9 protein-coding genes and 1 pseudogene are annotated in these 8,693 nt (G+C 73.0%); 3 read left to right on the top strand and 7 right to left on the bottom strand.

The genetic code is table 11. The features are described from left to right. On the top strand, positions 1-909 hold a 909-nt coding region (locus tag VE172_RS19795; protein WP_324803699.1), incomplete at its 5' end, for a class I SAM-dependent methyltransferase. A 12-nt stretch (positions 910-921) separates the two neighbouring features. On the opposite strand, the gene VE172_RS19790 is transcribed toward VE172_RS19795, so the two are convergent. Next, a complete protein-coding gene (locus tag VE172_RS19790) occupies positions 922-1,824 on the bottom strand; it encodes a DMT family transporter (protein WP_324803698.1) in 903 nt (300 codons plus the stop codon). Between the two features lie 44 nt (positions 1,825-1,868). Between VE172_RS19790 and pdxR the strand changes: the two are divergent. Beyond that, positions 1,869-3,203, top strand: a pseudogene (gene pdxR, locus VE172_RS19785) (MocR-like pyridoxine biosynthesis transcription factor PdxR); the annotation flags it as partial. A gap of 78 nt (positions 3,204-3,281) precedes the next feature. On the opposite strand, the gene tsaD reads toward pdxR, so the two are convergent. Genes tsaD through alr form a run of 6 tightly spaced genes read right to left on the bottom strand, consistent with a single transcriptional unit; the run spans position 3,282 to position 8,171 of the window. Further along, complete coding sequence (gene tsaD / locus VE172_RS19780) at positions 3,282-4,343, bottom strand: tRNA (adenosine(37)-N6)-threonylcarbamoyltransferase complex transferase subunit TsaD (protein ID WP_349258467.1); 1,062 nt, start codon at positions 4,341-4,343, stop codon at positions 3,282-3,284. After that, complete coding sequence (gene rimI, locus VE172_RS19775) at positions 4,333-4,785, bottom strand: ribosomal protein S18-alanine N-acetyltransferase (RefSeq protein WP_324803696.1); 453 nt, start codon at positions 4,783-4,785, stop codon at positions 4,333-4,335. The genes tsaD and rimI overlap by 11 nt, the downstream gene beginning before the upstream one ends. Further along, positions 4,778-5,434: a tRNA (adenosine(37)-N6)-threonylcarbamoyltransferase complex dimerization subunit type 1 TsaB gene (gene tsaB, locus VE172_RS19770; protein WP_324803695.1), complete on the bottom strand. Its 657-nt coding sequence runs from the start codon at positions 5,432-5,434 to the stop codon at positions 4,778-4,780. The genes rimI and tsaB overlap by 8 nt, the downstream gene beginning before the upstream one ends. Then, positions 5,428-5,877: a tRNA (adenosine(37)-N6)-threonylcarbamoyltransferase complex ATPase subunit type 1 TsaE gene (tsaE, locus tag VE172_RS19765; protein ID WP_324803694.1), complete on the bottom strand. Its 450-nt coding sequence runs from the start codon at positions 5,875-5,877 to the stop codon at positions 5,428-5,430. Before tsaE ends, tsaB begins: the two co-directional genes overlap by 7 nt. Positions 5,878-5,883: 6 nt before the next feature. Continuing rightward, positions 5,884-7,071 (bottom strand): alpha/beta fold hydrolase, encoded by a 1,188-nt coding sequence (locus VE172_RS19760; protein WP_324803693.1) that lies wholly within the window; start codon positions 7,069-7,071, stop codon positions 5,884-5,886. Beyond that, the gene (alr, locus tag VE172_RS19755; protein WP_324803692.1) at positions 7,068-8,171 is read right to left on the bottom strand and encodes an alanine racemase; all 1,104 of its coding nucleotides are present in this window, start codon (positions 8,169-8,171) and stop codon (positions 7,068-7,070) included. The genes VE172_RS19760 and alr overlap by 4 nt, the downstream gene beginning before the upstream one ends. A gap of 237 nt (positions 8,172-8,408) precedes the next feature. Between alr and VE172_RS19750 the strand changes: the two genes are divergently transcribed. Beyond that, entirely contained in the window at positions 8,409-8,627 is a 219-nt protein-coding gene (locus VE172_RS19750; protein WP_324803691.1) for a hypothetical protein, read from the top strand. The last annotated feature ends 66 nt before the right edge of the window (positions 8,628-8,693 follow it).

The raw sequence follows: 8,693 nt of genomic DNA, 5'->3' as shown, positions 1-8,693 counted from the left end.
GCCCGGCGCCTCGCGGCGTCGGGGGCCGCCGAGGTGGCCGACCTGTGCTGCGGCATCGGCTCCGACGCGTTCGCCCTGGCCCGCCAGGGTTTGCGGGTCCTGGCCGTCGACCGCGACGGCGACGTCGCCGCCATCGCCGAGGCCAATGCCCGCGCCCTCGGCCTGTCCTCCCTCATCGAGGTGCGCCGCGCCGACGCCCTCGCCGTCGACCTGTCGGCGTGCGACGCGGTGTTCGCCGATCCCGCCCGCCGCGTCGACGGCAGGCGCGTCTACGACCCCGCCCGCTACACCCCGCCCCTGCCCGACCTGTGGCGCGCGGCCTCGGCGGTGCCCCGCCGCGTCGCGAAGGTCGGCCCCGGCATCGACCACGCCGCGATCCCCGCCGACACCGAGGCCGAATGGGTCAGTGTGGACGGTGACGTCGTGGAGGCCGCCCTGTGGAACGGTTTCGACGACGCCGCCCCCCGCCGGGCCACCCTGCTGCGCGGCTCCGCCGTCCACGAGCTCGCGGGGACGGGAGACCGCGAGGCCCCCGTCGGCGAGGTCGGCGAGTACCTGCACGAACCCGACGGCGCGGTGATCCGCGCCCACCTGATCGCGGAACTCTCCGACCTCCTGGGCGCCCGCCTGGCCCACCCCACCATCGCCTACCTGTACACGGACTCCCCAGTAGACACTCCCCTCGCCCAGTCCTTCCGCGTCACCGCTGTCCTCCCGTTTCACGTGAAAAAGCTCGCCGATGCCCTGCGCGACAGGAAGATCGGTCGCCTCACCATCAAGAAGCGCGGCGCCGACGTCGTCCCCGACAAGCTCCGCACCCGCCTGCGGCTGAGGGGGGACAACGAGGCGACGCTGGTGGTCACGCGGGTCGCCGACAGGCACGCGGCGCTGTTGTGCGAACGGTTGTGATGGCCCGCGTTGTCAGGTGCGCGCCAGGACGGCGCCCGTTCGGGTGGCCGTCGATCGGGTGAGGCCGAGGGCGATGCCGCCGACCACGAGGGCCGCGCCGCCGAGCTCGGCGGGGGTGGGGGTGCCCTGGCCGAGCAGCATCATGGTGGCGACCGCGCCGACGGGCATGATGCCCGCGAAGAGGCCCGCGCGGTCGGGGCCGAGGCGGGGTAGGGCGTCGTACCACAGGAGGAAGCCGCCGACCGTGACGATCAGGCCGAGGTAGGCGATCGCGGAGAGTTCCGTCCACGATGGTGCCCGGAGGATGGTGGTGCCGTCGACGGCCAGGCCGAGGGCCAGCAGGATCGGGACCGAGGCGACGGCCGTGTAGGCCGAGACGCGCAGGGCGCCGAGCCTGGGGAGCAGGGGCATCGCGAGCAGGGAGAACGAGACCTCGCCCGCGAGGGCGACGGCGGCCAGGAGCGCGCCGAGCGTCCCGCCGCCGCCCAGGCCCGTGGCCACGGCGGTGCCCGCGGTGACCACGACGGCGGAGGCGATGACGCGGGGGCTGGGGCGGCCGCCGCGGGCGACCAGGGGGCCGAGGACCGCCATCACGATGGGGCCCGAGCCGACGACCGTGCCGACCAGGGCGGCGCTGGAGTAGTGGGTGGCGTAGACGATGGCGACGTTGAAGACCGCGAGCCCGCTGGTGGCCAGGGCGGCAAGGAGCAGGACGTCGCGGCGGGTGAGGCGGACGCGGGGCGGCCTGCGGGCGGCCAGGAGGGCGCACAGCACGACGGAGGCGAGGGTGTAGCGGATCGCCTGGGCGGTGTACATCGGATAGTCCTTGATGGAGGCGTTGACCGCCACGAGGGAGCCGACCAGCAGCATGCCGACCGTGGCCTGCGCCGCCCCTCGGAGGTGGGACTTCTGCATGGGGCCGAGGCTATGCTCGATTGGTTCGGGTAACTAGGCCACTTGTGGGCCGGAAATGTGGACCAATCTTGGAGTCGGTCGTGACCGAGCTGCACCTCGACATCGACCCGCGCGGCCGCGGCCTGGGGCGCGAGATCGCCGCCCGGTTGCGGCGGGCGATCCGCCAGGGGCGCCTGGCGGCGGGGGCGCGGTTGCCCGCCACGCGGCAGCTCGCCGCCGACCTGTCCGTGTCGCGGGGCGTGGTGGTGGAGGCGTACGAGCAGCTCATCGCCGAAGGACTGGTGGTGTCGCGGCAGGGGTCGGGGACCCGGGTGGCGCCCATTCATCAGTCTGATATGGACGATGGCGGCGCGCCACCGACGGACGCGCCCGACGGCGGGCGGGATCGGGCGCCGCGGCTCGACCTGCGGCTCGGCACCCCCAACCTGGCGGCGTTTCCGCGCGGGCCCTGGTTGTCGGCGCTGCGGACGGTGTTCGCCGAGACCCCGCACGCCGAGCTCGGCTACCCCGACGCCGCGGGGGTGGAGCGGTTCCGGGTGGCGCTGGCGGAGTACCTGGGCAGGGTGCGGGCGGCGCGGGCCCGCCCCGAGCGGATCGTGGTGGTCGGCGGGGTCGCCGACGGGATCACGCTGCTGACGCGGGCGTTGGGCGGGATTCGCCTGGCGATCGAGGACCCGACCTCGCCGTACCAGTTGCCGCTGTTGCGGGCGGCGGGCGCCGAGATCGTGCCGGTTCCCGTCGACCGCGAGGGGATGGACGTCGCGGCGTTGGAGCGCACCGACGCGAGCGCGGTGATGCTGACGCCCGCCCACCAGTACCCCACGGGCGTGGTGTTGTCCCCCGAGCGCCGGGCGCGGTTGCGGGAGTGGGCGATCGGGCGCGACGCGCTGGTGATCGAGGACGACTACGACGCCGAGTTCCGCTACGACCGCGAACCCATCGGGTGTCTCCAGGGCTTGATGCCCGAGCGGGGGGTGCTGCTGGGCTCGGCCAGCAAGTCGCTGGCCCCGGGGCTGCGGCTCGGCTGGATGCTGGCGCCCGCCCCGATCGCCGACACCGTCGCGAACCTCAGGGCCACCACCGATCTCGGATCGCCCGTGCTGGACCAGTTCGTCATGGCCCGCCTCATCGAGTCGGGCGAGTTCGACCGTCACGTCCGCGCGATGCGGCTGCGGTACCGCAGGGGGCGCGACGCGCTGGTGGCCGCCCTCGGGCACCATCTCCCCCGCGCCCGCATCGCGGGAATCTCGGCGGGGCAACACATGTACGTCGAGATCGACGGCATCGACGAGCCCACGGTCATCGAGCGCGCCCGTCGGCTCGGCGTCGGCGTCCGCGGCATCACCGAGTTTCGGGTCGCCGCGCCGGGGCCGCCCGGACTGGTGCTGGGCTTCGCGGGGCTGTCGCCGACCCACCTGGCCGAGGCCGTGGAGCTGTTGGCCCGGGCGGTATCCGGGTTACGACACCCGATCGGCCAGGCTCACGACGTCCACGGGCAGCGAGGAGTTGGCGGGTATGTCCAGTGCGGACGGAGCGACCTCGGCTGTCGCGAGGTGGGACCCGAGGGCGGCCACCATGGCGCCGTTGTCGGTGCACAGCTTCGGGCGCGGGAAGCGCAGCCGCAGACCCGCGTCGGCGCAGCGGGTCTCGGCCATGGCGCGCAGCCGGGTGTTGGCGGCCACGCCGCCGCCCAGCACCATCGTGTCGATGCCGTGGGTGCGGGCCGCTTCGACGGCCTTGCGGGTCAGGACGTCGCAGACGGCCTCCTGGAAGGAGGCGGCGACGTCGGCGACGGGGACGGGCTGGCCCGCGCGCTCGCGGGCCTCGATCCAGCGGGCGACGGCGGTCTTGAGGCCCGAGAAGGAGAAGTCGTAGCGGTGGCGCTCCATGTCGCGGGCGCCCGTGAGGCCGCGGGGGAACGCGATCGCGGCGGGGTCGCCGTCGCGGGCGGCGGCGTCGATGGGCGGGCCGCCGGGGAAGGGGAGGCCGAGGAGGCGGGCGACCTTGTCGTAGGCCTCGCCCGCGGCGTCGTCGATGGTGGCGCCCAGCGGGCGCACCGAGGTGGCCAGGTCGTCGACCTGGAGCAGCGAGGAGTGGCCGCCCGAGACCAACAGGCCCAGCACGGGGTCGGTGATGGGGCCGTTTTCCAGGGTGTCGACCGAGATGTGGGCGGCGAGGTGGTTGACGCCGTACAGGGGCTTGCCCGCCGCCAGGGCGTAGGCCTTGGCGGCGGCGACGCCGACCAGCAGGGCGCCCGCCAGGCCGGGGCCCGCGGTGACGGCGATGGCGTCGATGTCGGACAGGGCGACGCCCGCGTCGTCCAGGGCGCGCTGGACCGTGGGCACCATGGCCTCCAGGTGGGCGCGCGAGGCCACCTCGGGGATGACGCCGCCGAATCGCGCGTGCTCGTCCACACTCGACGCAACGGCGTCGGCCAGCAGGGTGTGGCCGCGCACGATGCCCACACCCGTCTCGTCGCAGGAGGTCTCGATCCCGAGGACCAGCGGTTCACTCATCAGTCAGATCCTTAAGCATGACCAGGGCATCGGTGTTGCTGGGTTGGTAATAGCCGCGGCGCACCGCCACGCCCTCGAATCCGAAGGCGTCGTACATGCGCTGGGCGGGCGCGTTGTCCACCGCCACCTCCAGCGCGACGCGGGTGGCGCCGCGCCGCCGGGCCTCGCCGATCAGGTCGGTCAGCAGCGCCGAGCCGATGCCGCGGCGCTGGGCGGCGCCGCGCACCGCGATGTTGTTGACCCACGCCTCCTCGCCGTTGACGGCCAGTCCCGCGTAGCCCAGGATGTCGGCGCCGTCGACGGCGAGGCGGTAGTAGTTGCCCGCCGCCAGTTCGGACCAGAACATCGCCGCCGTCCACGCCTCCGAATCGAACAGCTCGACCTCGATCTGGAGCAGCCGTTCGATGTGCCACCAGCGCAGGCGCACGATCTCCGCCTCAGACACGCTGGTTCTGGCCGCCGATGTTGACGTTGGGGCGGCGCAGGTACAGCGGGGTGAGGCCCTCGCCGGGGGCCCGCGACGCGATGCGCTCGCCCGCCTGGCCGACCAGGGCGGCGGCCCGCGGGAAGCGCGGGTCCTCCGCTGGCGTGACGTCCAAGACGTCGGCGTAGCGGTGCGCGCCGTCGCCGTAGCAGCCGTCGGCGGCCGCGGCGATCTCGGCCACTTCGGACGGCGCTGACACGTGCGGGCCGTCGGCTCGCACGCCGTCGACGTAGGTGGCCCAGTAGATCTCCTTGCGCCGGGCGTCGGTGGCGACCAGGGTCTTGCCGCTGGTGGTGGCGCCGATGCCGTCCAGGGAGCAGACGCCGTAGGTGGGGATGGACAGGGCGTGGCCCATGGCGGCGGCGGTGACCAGGCCCGCGCGCAGCCCCGTGAAGGGGCCGGGCCCGACGCCCGCCACGATGGCGCCCAGGTCGCTCGGTGTGGCCCGGAGTTGTTCCAGGGCCTGGCTTATCAGCGGGGTGAGCAGTTCGCCGTGGGCGCGCGGATTGAGGACGACGCGTTCGGCGCCGCCGCCGGAGAACCGTTCGGCGAACTCCACGACGGCGGCGGTGACCGCCGGCGTGGACGTGTCGACGGCGAGGATCAGCATTCCGCCTCCAGCTTGGCGATCCGCTCGGCCCAGTCGCCGCCGTGCCCGCGCAGATCCAGCTCGCGAGCGTCGTCGTCGTGGCGTTCGATGCGGATCTCCAGATAGTCCTCGGACAGCCGCTCGGCGATGCCCGCTCCCCATTCGACCACGGTGACCGACTCCTCGACCGAGGCGTCCAGGTCGAGGTCGTCCAGCTCGTCGAGCCCGCCCAGCCGATACGCGTCGACGTGCACCAGCGGCAGCGCGCCGCGGTGCACCCGAGCGATCACGAAGGTGGGGCTGGTGACGGCGCCCGTCACGCCCAGCCCCGCGCCGATGCCCTGGGTGAGTGCGGTCTTGCCCGCGCCCAGCGGGCCCGACAACACCACCAGGTCGCCGGGGCGCAGCGCGGCGGCCAGGCGGGCGCCGAATGCCTGGGTGTCGTCGACGGTCTTTGCCAACACGACGCTTTAGATCCCGTCTTCCTTCTTCTTGCGGAGCCAGCGCTTGCGGCGCTTGGGCTCCGGTGAGGTGGCCCTCGGCGCCGACTTCAACCGTTCCACGACGGTCTCCAGCAGCGCCATCAGCGGCGCGGTCACGGCGTCCGGTTTCTCCAGCAGCGCCACGTGACCGGCGTCGGGGATCACCGCCAGCCGGGCGTCCCCGAGCGCCGCCGCCAGGGTCCGCGAATGCTCGGCCGGGGTGAACTGGTCCTGTTCACCGCAGCTCACCAGCACCGGGACCCGCCGCAGGGGCGCCAGGGAATCGTACTCGTTGTGTTCGAGAAGGGACCGGGAGAACCCGATGACGGTGCGCATCGTGGTCCCGGTGTTCATCTTCTCCACGTAGGAGACCAGCGCGGCCGAGGGCTTCGGGGCGGCGAAGCCGTAGCGGCGGGTCAACAGCCACGCGATGTCGGCCGACATCTTGCGCAACCGGTCCACGGCGCTCGGGCTCAGCGAGGCGATTCGCCCCACGGCGGGCAGGAAGACCTTGCGGGCCCGGGCCAGCGCCCTGGGCGCGCCGAAGGACACCTGGTCCAGGCCACCGGCCGATGTGGACAACAGCGCCACCCCCGCCACCCGCTCGGCGAACAGCTCCGGGTACAGCCGCGCGAACGCCATGATCGTCATGCCGCCCATGGAATGCCCGACCAGGACGAGCGGGCCCGAGGGCACGGCCTGGGCGATCACCGCGTACAGCGTGTGGGCCAGGTCGTCCATGTCGTACTCGGGCGTCGGCAGCGCGCCGGACTGCCCGTGGCCGGGCTGGTCGTAGTACACCGCCCGCACCGGCAGGTCGGAGGCGGCCAGCGCGCGGCGCTGGAAGTGGAAGGTGCCCTCGTCGAGGCAGTAGCCGTGGACGAAGATCACGGTGGCGGCGGGGATCTCGCCCTTGGCCTCGCCGGGCATCGCCTGGGTGCCGACGGTCTCGACGTGGATGTCGACGCCCTCCTCGGTGAGGACGGTGCGGATCCGGTCGGCGGGCAGCTCGCCGAAGGGTTCGTCGCCGTATGGGTCGTTGGGGTCGGTGCGCGCCTTGCGGATCACGTAGCGCTCCGCCGCCACGGCCGCCGCGATGCCGGCCGCCGCGGTACCCGCGATGGCCCCGATGATCCCGTACGTGCGGGCCTTGGATCGTTTGGCTTCACCGCTCATGACCCCGCCCCGACGTACCGACGCGGCACCCGGTTGCCCACGGAGGTGAGCAGCTCGTACGCGATCGTGTCGTTCCAGGCCGCCCAGTCGTCGGCGGTGATCTGGTGGGGGCCGTAGAACTCCACGACATCGCCCTCGCGCGCGCCCGTACCGTCCACATCGATCACTACCTGGTCCATCGAGACCCGGCCGAGAATGGGACGCGGCTGCCCTTCCACTAGTACGCGCGCGCCGCGTCCTGAAACCCCGCGCGGTACCCCGTCAGCATATCCCAAGGGGGCCAAGCCAACCGTGGTCTCATGATCGGTCACAAAGATGTGTCCATAGCCGACTCCGTGGCCGGACGGCAAGCGCTTCACCGCAACCAGGCGGGCCCGCAGGCTCAGCGCGGGGCGCAGCGTGACCGGGGTGTCCACCGGCGGGTAACCGTAGACGGCGATGCCGGGGCGGACGAGGTCATAGTGGCTGTCCGGGTCGATGAGGGTGGCCGCGGAGTTCGCCAGGTGTCGTACGGACGGCCGCAGACCGGCGTCGGACGCCGCGTCCAGGAACTCCGCGAACGCGGCGCGCTGGGCGGCGTTGGCGGGGTGGTCGGGCTCGTCGGCGCAGGCCAGGTGGCTGCAGGCCCCGACCACCTCGATGCGGGCGTCGGCCTGGGCCTTGGCGGCCAGCTCGACGAAGCGGGACCAGTCGGCGGCGGGCACCCCGCCGCGTCCCATTCCCGTGTCGGCCTTGAGATGCACCCGCGCGGGGCGCCGCGATGGCGCCTCGGCGATCTCCCGCAGGCCGTCGATCGAGGTGGCGGCCAGGTCGATGTCGGCGTCGATGCCGGAGGCCAGGTCGAGCCCGGGGGCCAGCAGCCAGGCCAGCACCGGCGCGGTGATCCCGGCGGCGCGCAGGGCCAGCGCCTCGTCCAGGGTGGCGCAGCCCAGCCAGGCGGCGCCTCCGGCGAGGCAGGCGCGGGCGGTGGGCACCAGCCCGTGGCCGTAGGCGTTGGCCTTGACGACGGCCATCACCCGCGCGCTGGTGTGGGCGTCCAGCGCGGCGACGTTGGCGGCGATGGTGTCCAGGTCGACCACCGCCTCGGCCTGAAAAGACATGCCGTCCAGATTACGCATGGGTCGTGGCGCGAATGTGTCGCCCGGCGGACGGCGGTGCGCATTTGCGCCATTGCCCAATGACGACATTGGACCGCCGGGGGCGCCCCGGCCGCACCCTCGGCACCGTCCGATCGGTCGAAACCACAGGTCATGGCCGCCTTTTCGCGCCGTCCACCCGCGACAAAACGCCAATGCCACATATCCGAATGTTTCGAAACGCCCTGTACCGTCCTCGACGTGAATGAGGACCAGCAACGCCAATTCAGGACCATGCTCATCGCCGGCGGAGCCTGCGTCGCCGGGCTCGTCCTGGCATTCGTCATCTTCGCCTCGCTCGACCTGGCCGGCAGCTTCATCACCCGCGCGATCTCGCTGCCGCTGCTGCTGGGGGCCGCCGGGTGTTTCGGCAGCGCCTTCAGGATCCGCAAGGCCGCCAAAGCCACACACCACCGCTAGCCCCCATCTACTGGAGGGCACGATGGTGGGGCCGCCAACCCGGCGGCCCCACCATTCGTCTGTCTA

It is taken from the genome of Stackebrandtia sp., from assembly GCF_035643755.1.
Taxonomy (GTDB): domain Bacteria; phylum Actinomycetota; class Actinomycetes; order Mycobacteriales; family Micromonosporaceae; genus Stackebrandtia.
This window is presented reverse-complemented; position numbering and strand designations above follow the sequence as displayed.